Annotated in this window: 13 protein-coding genes; 8 read left to right on the top strand and 5 right to left on the bottom strand. The window is 50.3% G+C overall.

Annotated elements, in window-relative coordinates; translation table 11 throughout:
• The first annotated feature begins 25 nt into the window (after positions 1-25).
• From C2M24_RS01710 to C2M24_RS01695, 4 genes are all read left to right on the top strand, one after another.
• Positions 26-628: a YqaA family protein gene (locus C2M24_RS01710; protein WP_105213085.1), complete on the top strand. Its 603-nt coding sequence runs from the start codon at positions 26-28 to the stop codon at positions 626-628.
• Between the two features lie 177 nt (positions 629-805).
• Positions 806-1,501: a LiaF domain-containing protein gene (locus C2M24_RS01705; protein ID WP_105213084.1), complete on the top strand. Its 696-nt coding sequence runs from the start codon at positions 806-808 to the stop codon at positions 1,499-1,501.
• Positions 1,502-1,683: 182 nt separating this feature from the next.
• The gene (locus tag C2M24_RS01700; RefSeq protein ID WP_233999474.1) at positions 1,684-2,325 is read left to right on the top strand and encodes a sulfotransferase family protein; all 642 of its coding nucleotides are present in this window, start codon (positions 1,684-1,686) and stop codon (positions 2,323-2,325) included.
• 64 nt (positions 2,326-2,389) lie between these two features.
• Positions 2,390-2,962 (top strand): tRNA-(ms[2]io[6]A)-hydroxylase, encoded by a 573-nt coding sequence (locus C2M24_RS01695; RefSeq protein ID WP_105201093.1) that lies wholly within the window; start codon positions 2,390-2,392, stop codon positions 2,960-2,962.
• 114 nt (positions 2,963-3,076) lie between these two features.
• Here C2M24_RS01695 and C2M24_RS01690 read toward each other — a convergent pair whose 3' ends face one another.
• A complete protein-coding gene (locus tag C2M24_RS01690) occupies positions 3,077-3,628 on the bottom strand; it encodes an HdeD family acid-resistance protein (protein WP_105200950.1) in 552 nt (183 codons plus the stop codon).
• A gap of 9 nt (positions 3,629-3,637) precedes the next feature.
• The gene (locus C2M24_RS01685; protein WP_233999482.1) at positions 3,638-4,876 is read right to left on the bottom strand and encodes a Xaa-Pro dipeptidase; all 1,239 of its coding nucleotides are present in this window, start codon (positions 4,874-4,876) and stop codon (positions 3,638-3,640) included.
• A gap of 185 nt (positions 4,877-5,061) precedes the next feature.
• On the opposite strand from C2M24_RS01685, the gene C2M24_RS01680 reads away from it, so the two are divergent.
• From C2M24_RS01680 to C2M24_RS01665, 4 genes are all read left to right on the top strand, one after another.
• A complete protein-coding gene (locus C2M24_RS01680; protein WP_105213082.1) occupies positions 5,062-6,666 on the top strand; it encodes a mechanosensitive ion channel family protein in 1,605 nt (534 codons plus the stop codon).
• A 384-nt stretch (positions 6,667-7,050) separates the two neighbouring features.
• Positions 7,051-9,342, top strand: coding sequence for a TonB-dependent receptor (locus tag C2M24_RS01675; RefSeq protein WP_105213081.1), 2,292 nt, complete (start codon positions 7,051-7,053; stop codon positions 9,340-9,342).
• Between the two features lie 112 nt (positions 9,343-9,454).
• Positions 9,455-9,745 carry a hypothetical protein gene (locus C2M24_RS01670; protein WP_105213080.1) on the top strand — a complete coding sequence of 97 codons (291 nt, stop codon included), beginning with the start codon at positions 9,455-9,457 and terminating at the stop codon, positions 9,743-9,745.
• A gap of 59 nt (positions 9,746-9,804) precedes the next feature.
• Positions 9,805-10,458: an HAD family hydrolase gene (locus C2M24_RS01665; RefSeq protein WP_105213079.1), complete on the top strand. Its 654-nt coding sequence runs from the start codon at positions 9,805-9,807 to the stop codon at positions 10,456-10,458.
• Between the two features lie 22 nt (positions 10,459-10,480).
• Here C2M24_RS01665 and C2M24_RS01660 read toward each other — a convergent pair whose 3' ends face one another.
• The 3 genes from C2M24_RS01660 to C2M24_RS01650 all read right to left on the bottom strand — a co-directional run bounded on the left by C2M24_RS01660 (position 10,481) and on the right by C2M24_RS01650 (position 14,510).
• Entirely contained in the window at positions 10,481-11,119 is a 639-nt protein-coding gene (locus C2M24_RS01660) for a LysE family translocator (RefSeq protein WP_105213147.1), read from the bottom strand.
• A gap of 100 nt (positions 11,120-11,219) precedes the next feature.
• Positions 11,220-13,034, bottom strand: a complete 1,815-nt coding sequence (locus C2M24_RS01655; protein ID WP_442792497.1) for a S8 family serine peptidase — start codon at positions 13,032-13,034, stop codon at positions 11,220-11,222.
• 279 nt (positions 13,035-13,313) lie between these two features.
• Positions 13,314-14,510: a multidrug effflux MFS transporter gene (locus C2M24_RS01650; protein WP_267894369.1), complete on the bottom strand. Its 1,197-nt coding sequence runs from the start codon at positions 14,508-14,510 to the stop codon at positions 13,314-13,316.
• Positions 14,511-14,521 lie beyond the last annotated feature (11 nt).

The following is a 14,521-nucleotide window of genomic DNA, read 5'->3' as shown; positions in this document are numbered from 1 at the left end:
GCGCATAATGATGTAGGGAGACAAGATGGGAATTTGTGGGCGACTGATACATAAAACACGGCGCTGGATCCACTCTCGGCATATGCTCTCAAGCGTGACCCTGGCTTCGTTTTTAGAATCGACCATAGTGCCCATTCCCTTGGAAGCGCTCCTGGTGCCGCTGATGCAGGCGCGGCGCGATAAAATCTGGGCCATCGCTTTGGTGGCAACTCTGGGTTGTATGCTCGGCGCCTTGTTTGGTTATGCCCTGGGCTATTATCTTTTCGATATGCTGGGTGATTGGCTAATCGAACTTATCTCAACCCCGGAGCAGTTTGCCGAAGTCAAAGCGCAAATGCACAGCCAGGGCTTTTGGTTTGTGCTGACCCTGGGGATAGTGCCTATTCCCTTTCAAATTGCCATGTTGGCGGCGGGGGCGACTCATTATCCCCTGTGGTTATTTTTCCTTGCCACCGCTATAGCCCGCTCGTTGCGATATTTTGGTCTGGCTTTGGTAGTGTATTACGCCGGTAATAAAGCGGAAAAGGTGATCCGCAAACATAAGCTCAAAGGCATTGCTGCCCTGAGTGTTTTGGTGCTGGGCACCTTGTGGTTGGCGAGCAGCTGGTCGACTTCCGGCGTTAGTTAAAACGCATGTGCAAAATTTGCTAAAAAGTGGTGATAAATACGTAAACGTGGTCATTGCTACCGGCACTTGTTATCAGGTTTTATTTATCTATATGATTTATATATATTTTTAATCTTGGTCTAAAGTTTGCTGTAAAAGTACTAGCCTATATAGGATTACTCTTTAAGGAATTGAATTATGTCGGTACCCGTTGCGGATAGACCCCTAGAGCAGGTTAAAGAAGAAGTCATAGACCAGCTTATACTTAATTACAGCCATGGCGAGCTCTCTGCCGAGGCATTCGAGCGCCGTTTGGATGCAGCCTATGACAGCACGGATCAAGAATATCTAGTGACCCTGGTTGCCGATTTACCATTGCAAGCAGACCCGCGCTATCAAAGTGAAAAGGCGGCCCGTTTGCGCCCACAATATGGTCGTGGCGATGAGCAACCGATTGGTGAGTCCATCACCACCATTTTAAGTTCGGATCACCGTGGCGGTGATTGGGTGGTTCCTAAAGAAATACAGATAAAAAACGTGCTTGGGACCTTGGAGCTGGACTTCAGTAATGCCATCTTCAGCCACCCGGACGTACATATTTACCTTAACTGCTATTTGGGCTCCTGCGAGATTTATGTGCCAGAGGGCGTTGATGTGGTGACGCAAACCACCAATATTATTGCCTCCACTAGCAATCAGCGGGTGGCCTTAGGTCCGCGGGATCAAGACCGCCAACGTCCGCGTATTTTACTCACCGGCCGTAATGTTTTAGGCAGCGTCGAAGTCAGCGTAAAAAGAACCATGAAAGAAAAATTAAAATCCTTTGCCGACAACTTGCGCTCCCTGTTTGATGACGGTTATGGCAACGGCAATGATAAAAGCGATAAATATTAATAACTTATGTTTTAGTGACTATACTTAGCAATGCTGTAATTAGCAGCTCCCAGGCTGCGGCGGTGTATTTAACCGCCGCTTTTTTTTGTCTGCATAAAAGCACAAGCCCAGGGTCGCATAGATGAAGGGGCATGAGTATAATGGCGCCCTTATTTTTTGGGCGCGGATCAAGGCCACCCCTAATGAATGCAGTAGAGAAAATATTTGTGCTGGGCTTGCCCCGTACCGGCACCACCAGCGTGTGTGTGGCGGCCTTGCAGTTGGGCTTGCCTACGGCGCACACCGCCTATACTCAGGCCTGCTTTGAACAGGCTCAGGTGCTGGCCGACACTCCTTGTTTTAGTCATTATCCCGAGCTTGCCAGGCGCTATCCGCGCAGTCGCTTTATTCTCCTTTGCCGTGATGAACAGGCCTGGCTGGCATCCATTAAGCAATTACTGGCGCGCATGAGCGATAACCTGTTATGCACCCATGGCGGCTTTAGCCCTTTATTAAAACAAAGTTATGGGCGGGTATTTTCCCCTCTGAACCCACACACACTGGCGGATGATACACACCTTTTACACTGTTATCGCCGCCACCAACAGCAGGTGCGCGACTATTTTGCCACTCAGAGCGAGCGTTTGTTGTGCCTGAATTTAGGCGAACCCCATGCCTACCACACATTCTGCCGCTTTTTGGGTGTTGAGCCCCAAGGCAGCGAGTTTGCCCACCTTAATAAGGGTAATAAGGTAATGGCCTGGCGCGACATTAAAAGCCCGCTGAAAATTGCCTCGACCCGCAATGGCAAGGTGGATAACCTCGATAGCTGGTGGTTAGGCTAAGGGGACTGGCGTGAATGGCCTTGGCTGCGTACAATAGCGCCAATGTTAGTTGTCAGTAATGCTTATGTTTGAACTCGAATTTAATACGCCACAGCAGTGGACCGATGCGGTGCTTGCCGACTTCGACGCCTTTTTACAAGATCATGCCGCCGCTGAGAAAAAAGCCTCGGGCATGGCGCTTTCTATGCTGTCTCACTACCCGGATAAGCGTAAATTGGTCAAGGCCATGACGGACTTGGCACTTGAAGAAATGATCCACTTTAAGCAGGTGGTGAAGTTGCTTACCGAGCGTGATGTTAATCTCGGCGATGATAAAAAAGACCCCTACGTAAATCAGCTGCGCGGCATGTTCCGCCATGGTAAAGAAGTCTTTATGCTCGACCGCCTACTGGTGGCTGCGGTGATTGAGGCGCGCGGTCATGAGCGTTTTGCTTTAATCGCCGAGGCGTTGCCGCCGGGTAAGGACAAGGAGTTTTATACCGCCATCGCCAAGTCTGAAGAAAAACACAAGAATCTGTTTGTGGAATTGGCCTACGAATATTTCGATAAAGAAGAAGTGGATGCTCGTCTGGCCGAGGTGATCACCCGCGAAGCACAAATCTGTGCCTCTTTGCCATATCGCGCCGCCTTACATTAAGGTTTGTAGGTCGATGCTCTGCGTCGACAAAAGGGCATTGTCGGGCTGAAAGCCCGACCTACAGGCGACCTACAGCCGACCTACAACGAGATGCTGTAGGTGGCAAAGGCACAGTTAGCCGTGCGCCTTATCCAAGGCGCGTAGCTTAAAGCCCAGCCAACATAAGATGATGCCGAAGGCAAAGGCATAAATGGCGACCAGCCAGAGCATGGCAATGATCCCCTGGCCCGGGTTAATGATCAGATAGATGCCAAAGATGATCGATACCACCCCGCTTAACAGCAACAAGGTCACTCCCTGCAGGTGCTTAAAGAGCTTGATCGCTGCCGCCATTTCCATCATGCCAATAATGATGGCCCAAAAGGCGATCAAATAGAGCATGATCAAGGCGGTCAGCTGAGGCATGCTGACCGTAACTATGGCCGCGACAATACCTAAAATGCCGGCTATCAGCGTTAAATACCAGTAAGACGAATACTGCTTTTGTTTAAATGCCAGCCAAATCCGCGAGCAACCGTCGAACATAAAGAAGGCGGCAAAGACAAAGATCAAGGCGCCTATGGTGGCTTGCGGTGAAAACCAGGCCACGGCGGCAAAGATAATGGCGATGATCCCCTGAATAACAAAGATTGGCCACTGACCCGGTAGTGAAGTATTAATAGTCATTATGCTCTCCTATTGCGGCTGCTTATAAACTTGGCCCGCTTTCATCACAAAATCAACCCGCTCCAAGACGCTGATATCCTCAAGCGGATTGCCGTCAACGGCAATCATGTCGGCGGCAAAGTCAGTGTTTAACTGGCCTAATTGCTTTTCGGCGCGCAATAGCTTGGCGGCATTGATGGTGGCACTTTGAATGGCCTCTAAGGGCGTCATGCCATATTCCACCATGCGAGAAAACTGCTTAGCATTGTCACCGTGCGGGTAGATAGCGGCATCGGTACCAAACACCATATTCAACCCCGCCTCCACGGCACGACTAAAGCTTTCACGCTGACGCTTGGATACCTGGCGCTCTTTATTTAGGTTTTCCTCGGCAACGCCATTTTGCTCACCATAGGTGAGGGTGTATTCGGTGTTGTAGATATCCATGGACAACCAGGTGCCGTGCTTTTTCGCCAGCTTAATGCCTTCGTCGTCGATATAGCTGACATGTTCAACGCTGTCGGCTCCGGCGATAATGGCCGCCTTGATACCGCTGGTGCCATGGGCATGAGCGGCCACGGTTAAGCCACGCAGATGTGCTTCTTCCACCAGGGCATTCATTTCTTCCTGGCTGTATTGCTGTACACCCACCTTGGTGCCTTTGGAGAAAACGCCGCCGGTGGCACAAAACTTAATGACGTTGGCGCCATATTTAATATTTTCACGTACCTTGGCGCGCACCGCCCAGGGACCATCGGCCACGCCTTCGGCACGGTAATTTAATTCCGGCGGTACCCGGTTGTTGTCGCAGTGGCCTCCAGTGACTCCCAAGGATGGGCCGGCCGCCCAGATCCGTGGTCCGGGTACATCACCTGCTTCTATACCATCGCGCAGGGCAATCACGCTGTAGCCGGTGGCGCCAATATTACGCAAGGTGGTAAAGCCTGCGAGCAGGGTTTTATGAGCAAAGTAGGCCGCTTTTATTGCTTTACGCGGCGCCGAATCGCTAAAACGTTGCACGCGGGGCACGGTGGGATCCGAAGTCAGATGCACATGCATGTCCATTAAACCGGGCAGCAGCATCTTGTTGCCTAGGTCGATTAATTGGTCCTCGGCGCCCAACGGGGTCGGCAGAGTATGGCCAATGTCTGTGATAACGCCCTCATCTATGCTGATAACGACATTCTCAAGTACCTTGCCATTGGTGACATCCAACATTTTGTCGGCTTTAACATAGGTGGCGCTGTAGGCTGGGTTAGCCAAAGCCATAAGGGCGCAGCCTATCGCGGCGCCGACTAAGGAATAAAAAGGCTTAAACATAATGATCCCAAAAATAAAAATAGCTTTTTGAATCTATCAAGTGTCTGCTTTTAAGGCAATTTTTAACGATAAAGTGTGAGCTTTTTAATTTTGCTGTCTATGCTAATTGAAGATGGAATTAAGGATACTAGACGATGTTGATAAGGGCGTGCTTACTGGTTTTGTTATTGGCCAGTAGCCTGTGCGGGGCCACACAAGGCAAGGTAACGGTAAAAGAGATATTGCAAAATCAGCAGCCTGAGCAGACGGAGCAAGAGGCAAGCGAGCAAGACCAAGGTATTGAAGAGGTGGCGCTGGATAAGCTGCACAGGGAAACGCCTCGTGGGGCCATGCAGGGTTATCTTAATGCCGCTAGGTCTCGCGATTTTACCTTGGCCAGTGACTATTTAGATTTTCGTAACTTGAGCCCCGAGGTGTTGGCGCTGGGCAAACCGCAATTGGCGGAAATCCTTTATTTGGTGCTTGAGCGCACTCTTTGGGTCGACTTGCCAAGCCTCAGCAGTCAGCCACAAGGCAAGGAGCAGGATTTACTGCCTAGCTATCGCGACTTGGTGGGCGAACTCACAACCGCTCAGGGGCCGGTGCAGATTTTGTTACAAAGGGTGCCAGCAGAGAGTGGCGGTAATTATATCTGGAAGATATCTAATGCCACGGTGGCACAAATCCCCTTATTAAAGACGCATTACAGTTATTCCCCAAGCGGCGAGTGGCTCTACAAGCATCTCCCGGATCAAAGTTTTCTCGGGGTCAAACTCTGGCAATGGGTCTATTACAGTGCCAATTTACTGGTGTATTTATTACTGGCGCTTGCTATTACCCGGGTGCTTGCCTTTATTGCCAAGCGTATTAAGCCGGATTTAAGTGCCGAGGCCAGTGGTTTGATCAATGGCCCCTTGTGTTTGTTGCTCGGGGTGATATTGGCCCGCAACCTGGCCTCAGAGGCCAATTCGACGCTGGCCAGCAAAGCCGTCTTTGAAGGGGCGACCTTATTGATCATAGCCTGGACCTGGTTTGCCCTGCGCGCCATTGACGTAGTCCGTTATCGTTTTAGCCAGCGCTTGATCCTAAGAGGCAATGAGCAAGCCGTGTATCTGCTGCGACCGCTTGGCAACGTAGTGCAAATCGCCGTGGTCATCATGGCGTTATTTTTATGGTTGGAAAACCTTGGCTTTAGCGCCACCACCTTAGTGGCCGGGTTGGGTATTGGTGGCTTGGCGGTGGCTTTGGCGGCGCAAAAATCGGTGGAGAACATTATCGGTGCTATCACCTTGTATTCATCGGCGCCGGTAAGGGTAGGGCAGGTATGCCGCTTTGGCGAGCAGGTTGGTACGGTGGAAGAAATTGGTTTGCGGGCCACCCGGGTGCGCACCTTAAACCGCACAGTGATCCATGTGCCCAATGCTCGTTTTGTTGACATGGAGTTGGAAAACATTTCCGAGCGTGAGCGTATTGGCTATCGTCCCGAGCTGATCCTTGATAGAAGTACCAGTAGCGCGCAGATCGCGGACCTACAAGCCGAGTTGATGCAACTGTTGGGGCAGCAGCCAGATGTTGCAGATAGCCCCTGTCGCGCGCGCTTTACCGGATTTGTGCCGCGGGGGCTGTGTATCGAGGTGCTTTGTTATATTGAAACCACCGACTTTAATCTGTACCTGGCCCGCAGCGAAGAACTCAATCTCGCTATCTTGTCTTTGTTGCACAAGCTGAAGATTGATTTGGCGCCACCTGATTATTTTTGAATGGTATATTTATTAACCAGTTAGGTTCGGTGTTGGGCTTTTTATGTTTATAAGTTTGGTGGGTATCGCGAAATATTATAATTAGACTATGCTTATTTTTTATGCATAAAGGACAATTGTCCTTAAATGCGCATAAAATCTTTTAAAATTCTCGATTGTGTTGGTAAAAGGTGGGAAATGTTGCAAAAAAATGAAATAAAGCTGATTTGAAGCTTCATTTCGGTGCTATACTTCGCCACCGTAATGTTCAGCCTTTTATTGGTGCCTGTACTCTCAAATTTAAGGTCCGCGTGGAGCACGCGAAAAATTGAACATTGTGCCGGGTGATAGGGCGCTACATATCTACCAATGAACAAAAGAGTACAAATAAGGGTTAAATCCGACATGAAAGCGATGAAACGTACTGCGCTTGCCAATCTAATTAAAGCAACGCTGTTATCTGCTGCTGCAGGTTCTGCATTCTCTTCCACAGCTGCCGAGCAACAAGGCCCAGCGGCGAAAGACAAATCACTTGAAGTTATTCAAATCACAGCTCGTAAACGTGTTGAAAATGCACAGGAAGTTCCTGTAGCCGTTTCTGCACTTCAGGGCGACAGCCTGGATGCGTACAGCTCCGCGGGTATGGATATTCGTTTTATGAATGCCAAGATCCCAAGCTTGTCGATTGAATCTTCATTCGGTCGCTCATTCCCACGTTTTTACGTGCGTGGTCTAGGTAACACAGACTTCGATTTGAACGCCTCACAACCAGTTTCTTTAGTTGTTGACGAAGTGGTGCAAGAAAACGCCATTCTTAAAGGTTTCCCAGTATTTGACGTGGCTCGCGTTGAAGTATTGCGTGGTCCTCAGGGTACCCTGTTCGGCCGTAATACCCCGGCGGGTCTGGTAAAGTTCGATACCGTTAAACCAAGCCAGGACTTTGAAGGTTATGGCTCGGTATCATACGGCAGTCGTGGTGCTATCGACTTTGAAGGTGCCGTAGGTGGCGCCCTGACGGATCGCCTGTCAACGCGCGTTTCTGTACTGTGGCAAGATAAAGACAACTACATCGACAACGTGGCACCGGGTTTTGAACAAAAAGACGTGCTAGGCGGTTACACCGACCAAGCCGCGCGTATTCAATTCCTTTACGAAGGTGACGATTTCACCGGCCTGTTTAACTACCATGTTCGCGATATGGACGGCACGCCTATTGCGTTTCGTGCCAATGCTATCAAAGCGGGCAGCAATGATTTGGTATCCGGTTTTGAGCACGACGAGATACAACACGACGCCGCTTCACGTGCAACTCAGCAAGTAGAATCTCAAGGTGCCAGCCTGCGCCTGGAATGGGATCTGGATGAGCACACAGTGACCTCAATCACGGCGTGGGAAAGTGCTGAGATCTACTCACGCGCCGATATCGATGGTGGTTACGGCGGTTATGAAATCGACGGCCAAGCAGTGCCAAGTGGCCCAGGCTTTATTCCGTTCACTTCAGAAAGTGCCGACGGTATTCCGGATCACGACCAATATACTCAAGAGCTGCGCCTGACCAGTAACTTCTCCGGCGACTTTAACTATCAGGTAGGTTTGTTCTACTTTGATGAAGCTTTGACCATTGAAAACTTTAGCTATGACACGGCCGCCAATGGTGCCCTGAACGGTTATGTGCTCCAGCAGCAAGACACCGAAGCCTGGGCGGTATTCGGCTCGGTTGATTACACAGTAACCGACGACTTTAAAGTGACCGTGGGTCTGCGTTACTCCGACGACGATAAAGAATTTAGCGCGAACCGTACCTTGAGCCCAGTTGGCGGCGGTACCTTGTTCCTAACGGAAAACCCAAGTGACGACCATGTGAGCTGGGATATCTCAACCAACTATAAAGTGAATGATGATATCAACTGGTACGCCCGTGTTGCCAACAGCTTCCGTGCACCAAGTATTCAGGGTCGTATCCTGTTTGGCGATGAAGTAACCGTAGCCAAGTCTGAAACTCTGACCTCGTACGAAACGGGCATCAAGTCAGATGTATGGGATGGTCGTGGTCGCGTTAACCTGGCTGTATTCTATTACGATATGGACGACCAGCAACTGACCGCAGTAGGTGGTGGTGCCAACTTTAACCGTCTTGTTAACGCTGACAAAACAACTGGTTATGGTTTTGAGCTAGATACCCAATGGGTACTAACAGACAACCTAAATGCTACTTTCAACCTGAGCTACAATAACACCGAGTTGAAAGACGATGACCTAGCGGTTGCCGTTTGTGCTCAGTGTACGGTAACGGATCCTACCTATCAGGTGCCGGGTGCATTTGGTCCTGAAGACCGTGCTATTTTGGACGGCAACAGTTTGCCGCACGCTCCTGAGTGGATCTCAAACCTAACGCTTCGTTACAGCCGTGAAATGGCCGATGGTGAGTTCTTCACTTATGCGGACGTTTCATACCGCAGCGAAATCGACTTCTTCTTATATGAGTCGGTGGAGTTTGAAGGCAAGGCCTTGACCGAAGTTGGCTTACGTTCTGGTTATAGCTGGGCAGAAGGCGACAACGAATATGAAGTGTCGGCTTTCGTTCGTAACCTGTTTGATGAGCAGCAAGCCATTGGCGCCGTTGATTTCAACAACAACACCGCCATGGTGAACGAAGAGCGTTACATTGGCGCCGAGTTCAAGATCAGCTTCTTCTAAGCTAACGAATAAGCAAGTTATGCAAAACCCGCCTTGATGGCGGGTTTTTTCGTTTATATCGCATCACCTTACTGGTACAGTACAGTTTTTATAGATACATGAGAGCATTTGCATGTCTGGATTTTGGAACTATCGCGTTATCTTGGCGGAAGAGCAGGGCAAAGAGCCGCTTTATCAAATCCACGAAGTGGAATACACAGCCAATGGCAAGGTAAGTAACTGGTCAGAAACCGGTGCCGCACCCTTTGGCCATGACCTTGACGAGCTTAAAGCCGATGCCGAGCGACTAAAAAGCGCTTTTGAAAAGCCGGTGCTAAAAGTAGTACGCGAAGCTCGCGGCTATGAGTTAGTTGAGCTTGAAAGTGGTGAGCCAGCCAGCGCTGAGCCACCTACAGCAAGTTAGACCAAAAGCGCCCAAGGGCGCTTTTGTGTTATTAGGGTCTGTTGAACTTTGGAGGGAGCATGATCACCACCTTATTATTTGATTTCGATGGCACCTTGGTGGACTCGGAGGCGGTGCACTTTCACTGCTGGGATCTGGTACTGGCGGAGTATGGCGTTCGCTATGATGAACTGACCTTTTGTCAGCGTTATGCTGGGCGACCAACACTGGCCTCGGCCGAGGACATGGTGCTCGAACATGGTTTGCAGGTAAATCCTTTGGCCTTGGCCGCCAAAAAGAACAAGCTCTTTGCCGAGCGGGCACATAATACCTTGCCGCCGCTGATGGCTTATGCCGAGACTATTTTGCGTCAGGCTCATCAAGCGGGCTTTACTCTAGCCCTAGTGACCGGCAGCACCCGTGACGAGGTTGACCCTATTTTACATGGCTATCAACTAAGCTCCCTGTTTAGCTGTATCGTCTGCAAGGACGATGTGCACCACCCTAAGCCTCACCCCGAGCCTTATCTTATGGCCCTTGAGAAGCTGTCGGTGCCCGCCGCGCAGGGCATAGCCATTGAAGATACCCATACCGGCTCGTGCTCGGCCAAAGATGCCGGGCTAACGGTGGCCGCCGTCCCTAATTGCCATTCCCAGGTTCAGGATTTTAGCCATGTGGACAGGCGCTTTGATGATTTGCAGCAGTTCTATCTTTGGTTGTTGCAGCAAAAATAAAGACAGGTCAGCTCGTGTTGCGCTAGAGCAGCAGGTTGATGGCCAGCGCTATAAAGATCAAGCCGGTCAGCCTGTCTATCCAGAGTTGGGCACTGGGGTTACGTTTAAAGTAACGGGCAATCTTGTCACCGAAATAGATATAGGTGCAATCCACCGGAAACGCCAGGATAGGGTAGAGCAGGCCAAAAATAGCCAGTTGTACCGTGGTGGAGGTGTTTAGTGTCGGGTCAACAAATTGAGGAATAAAGGCGATAAAAAAGAGCGCCACCTTGGGATTCAGTACCTCGGTCATCATAGCCTGCAACAGCGGGCTTTGTTTTTTAATTTGCACATGGGGCTTGTCTTCACACGCCTCACTCGCCGCATTTTGCTGCCAGCTTTGCCACCAGGTCATAATGCCGAGATAAGCCAAATAGCAGGCCCCTAAATATTGCACCGTGGTATAGGCGGTAGTGGAGGCCTTGAGCAAGGCCGATAAGCCGACCACGGCAAACAGGGTATGGGCCACGCCGCCTAAAGCAAAACCGAGGGCACAATGCAGCCCGGCGCGGCGACCATTGGCAAAGGTTTGCGCCATTAAAAAGGCATTGGAAGGGCCTGGACCCACGGCGATTAGAAAACTGGCGCCGAGAAAGGACAAGAGAAGTTCGGGGTTAAGCATGATAACGAAAGGTTGCCTGTAAAGCGCACAGGGTAGCAGCTCGACAAAAAACAATAAAGCGGGCATAAAGCCCGCTTTATTTACTCACTTCTAATTTGGCTTAGAAGTTAACAGTAACAGTTGTTGAACATACTGAACTGCCTTGCTCACACACCTGGTAACCGAAGCTACCCGCAACCTTACCTAGGCTGTCAGTGTGGGCGTTATCGTTAGCCGTAGTTGTGATCAGCTGACCGTTACGGTAGATATCTACCATAGAGGTTGCTGCACCGGCCCACGATAGGTCAACGTATGCGTCGCCACGTGTTTTATAGCCGCTGGCATCCAGAGTTACGTCAGCACCTGGGTTGCCACCGTTGCCGCCGTCACCGCCACAGCCGTTAGCCGTTAGGTATGCATCAGCGTCAGCCGCTTTTACGATACCGTAACCGAAGTATACGTCTTTACCCGCTGCACCCTGGTCATCGGCAGTCGCTTTAAGCGCGTTACGGATGTCTGTACCAGTACACTCAGGGTGGTTAGACCAAACTAGTGCTGCAATACCAGAAACAGCAGGTGTTGCCATTGAAGTACCGCTCATGTAGCCATAGTCGCTCGCAGAGATAGTAACAGTCGCTGAAGTTGCTGCCATAAGTGCTGCACGGTCTTCAAGGGCTGTACCTACTGCTGGGATAGAAGTGCTGTTGGTGTCGCCCAGCGTACCGTAAAGCATGCCAGGTTCGTTGTTAACGATAATCGCGCCCAGACCACCAGAAGCTTCACAGTTAGCAACCTTGTCGTGGAAAGAGATTACACCACGGTCGATTAGACATACTTTGCCAGCTGCGCCGCTATCGCTCGCTTCTGCCGTGCCCATGAAGTAAAGATCAGCGGCTGCTGAACCTGTATTTTCCATTGCCGATACTTCTACACCTGCACCGTCAGCTGAAGCTGAAGCGAATGCCGCCATACCCGCAGGGTAAGTAGAAAGCGTATCAACACCGCCTGCAGTTACTTCTACACAGATGGTTTCATCTTCGGTCACGTTTTTACCGCGGCCAGAAGCACAGCTTGGGAATTGCGAGAAGTCTGCGATATTGTTGTCGGCATCGTTAGCACCGATCATCATTACCGATGGGTAACCGGCAGGGTATGAACGTACGCTGTTGCCATCGTTACCTGCTGCAGCAACAACAAGACCGCCTGCTGCAGTAAAGTCTGCAAATGCATTCGATTCAATGCTGTTTGAACCGCCGCCACCTAGGCTCATGCTGATGATGTTAGCGCCCGCTTGTGAACATAGGTTTGTAGCGTGAGCTAGGTCAGATGAATAACCCCAACCTGCAGCGTTAAATACTTTGATGATGTGCATATCAACACCCGGAGCCATACCGACTACACCGATGTTGTTGTCTGCTGCACCGATAGTACCGGCTACGTGAGTACCGTGTGGGCCGCCATTGTCGAACCAGTTACCAGTACCAGAGTCATTGTCACCTGTGATTGCACCCCAGTTGAAATCAGGGTTAGATGCGTCAAGACCAGAGTCGATAACACACACTTTCATGCCAGCGTTGGCGTTGAAAGTCACTTGGTTCGCTTGTGATTGGTAAACAGCATAAGGAGTCAGCTGTTGTGACATTGGGTCACCAAGGTCGTCGTTATATAGACCCATAGGGTAACGACGTTGGTCTGCTTCTACCAATTTAACGTGTGGGTTGTTTAGTAATCCTTTAACCGTGGCCAAGTCTTTACCAGCGAAAGTCGCTGCGAAGAAGCCGTTACTATCCATGTTAACTTCACCACCCAGTTTTTTAGCGAGCGCTTTCACGACGCCTTTCTTATCGTTGTCAACTTGGATGATGTAACGGTCATCAGCAGCCATAGACTGTGTTGCGCCACTTAGAAGTGCTAACGCAACCGCGCTGCGAATCATTGTTTTTTTCATAGTAACCTCAAAAGCATTGAAGGGTGTTAACCGTTGCTTAACATTCGTTAACAATCTTACGTATGTTGGCACAAAGTGCAATAGTAATTTGTTCCTTTTTTTGTACTTTTTTAGAATATTCTGTAGATGATATGGGCAGGAAAGTTATAAAGAGGCTTCTATCTAGCTAAATTCAAAGAGGATTTTAAGGCTGGATTACTATGGGGACAGGAGCCAGCAATTTGAGAACCCTTCAAAAATTGCTGGCTAAAAATGCAACAGTTTGTCTTATTTATGTAACATTTTTCCTTTGTTGCCTAGTAGAACTAGCCAAAATGGCAGTAGCATACCTATATGCAAAGCGATTAACGCTGGCGCTGACAGGGGCAGAGACTGGGTTATTAGCACCAGCACTCCTGCGCCGCTCATCTGCATAACGCCAACCAAAGCAGAGGCGGTGCCCGCCTGCTTAGCAAAAGGGGCTAGGGCGGCGCCGGCGGCACTGCCAAGAATAAGCGCATAACCCAGGGCGCCTACAAACATGGGTATCATCAGCGCTGCGGCGTGTGCGCTGTGTTGACCGGCCACCAAGGCAATGGCGCACACCAACATCAGGGTTAGACCTAAGCGCAGGGCGCGGCGGGAGCTGCGTTTAATAAGCTGTGGGGCGATAAAGCAGGCCACCATGCTAATGGCACCATTAATGGAAAACCACAGCGTGAAGGTTGGAATATCTTCACCCAGGTGCTCGATGATCCAGCCCGGAGCACTGGTTACAAACATTAGAATTGAGCCCATGGTTAGCATGGTGATGCAGCCGTTAAACAAGAAAATTGGGTTGCGTAAAATGGGCATAAAACGCCGAAAATCGAAAATATGGCCCTGATAGTGGCTATCATGCGGGCGGGTTTCGCGGTAGATAAACCAGGTGGCGAGGGCACCGATCACGGCCCATATCAGCATAAAGATAAAGTTACTTTGCCAGTTAAAACGCAGCGTCAGCCAGGCACCTAAAATGGGCGCCAGAGCGGGAATAAAACACACCACGCCATTTAAATAGGTCAGCATCTGGCCACTGCGCGCCGGACCAAACACGTCGCGCACGATGGCAAACGCGGCAACAAAGGTGGCACAGGCGCCGATTCCTTGCACGGCACGGGCCACCAACAGCCAATTTAAATCACGGGCCATGGCACCGGCCGTGGCAGCCAGGGCATAAATCACAATACCCGCAAGGGCAACGGGACGGCGACCTATTTTATCGGCCAGGGGGCCGGCAACAAGCTGTCCCAGACCTACGGTGAGCATAAAAATGGCAACCGTCTGTTGCAGTTGCTGTTGTGATACCTGGAAATCTTTGGCCATCACCACAAAGGCGGGCAGGTAAATATCGATGGCCAGCGGGCAAAACACCACCAGCATCATTAATACGGTGATCAGAGATTTGCTCGGTTGAGAACTGGATGAAACTGAAGAAGAACTCACGATAATAATAC

It is taken from the genome of Pseudoalteromonas sp. T1lg22 (genome assembly GCF_002964645.1).
Lineage (GTDB): Bacteria > Pseudomonadota > Gammaproteobacteria > Enterobacterales > Alteromonadaceae > Pseudoalteromonas.
This window is presented reverse-complemented; position numbering and strand designations above follow the sequence as displayed.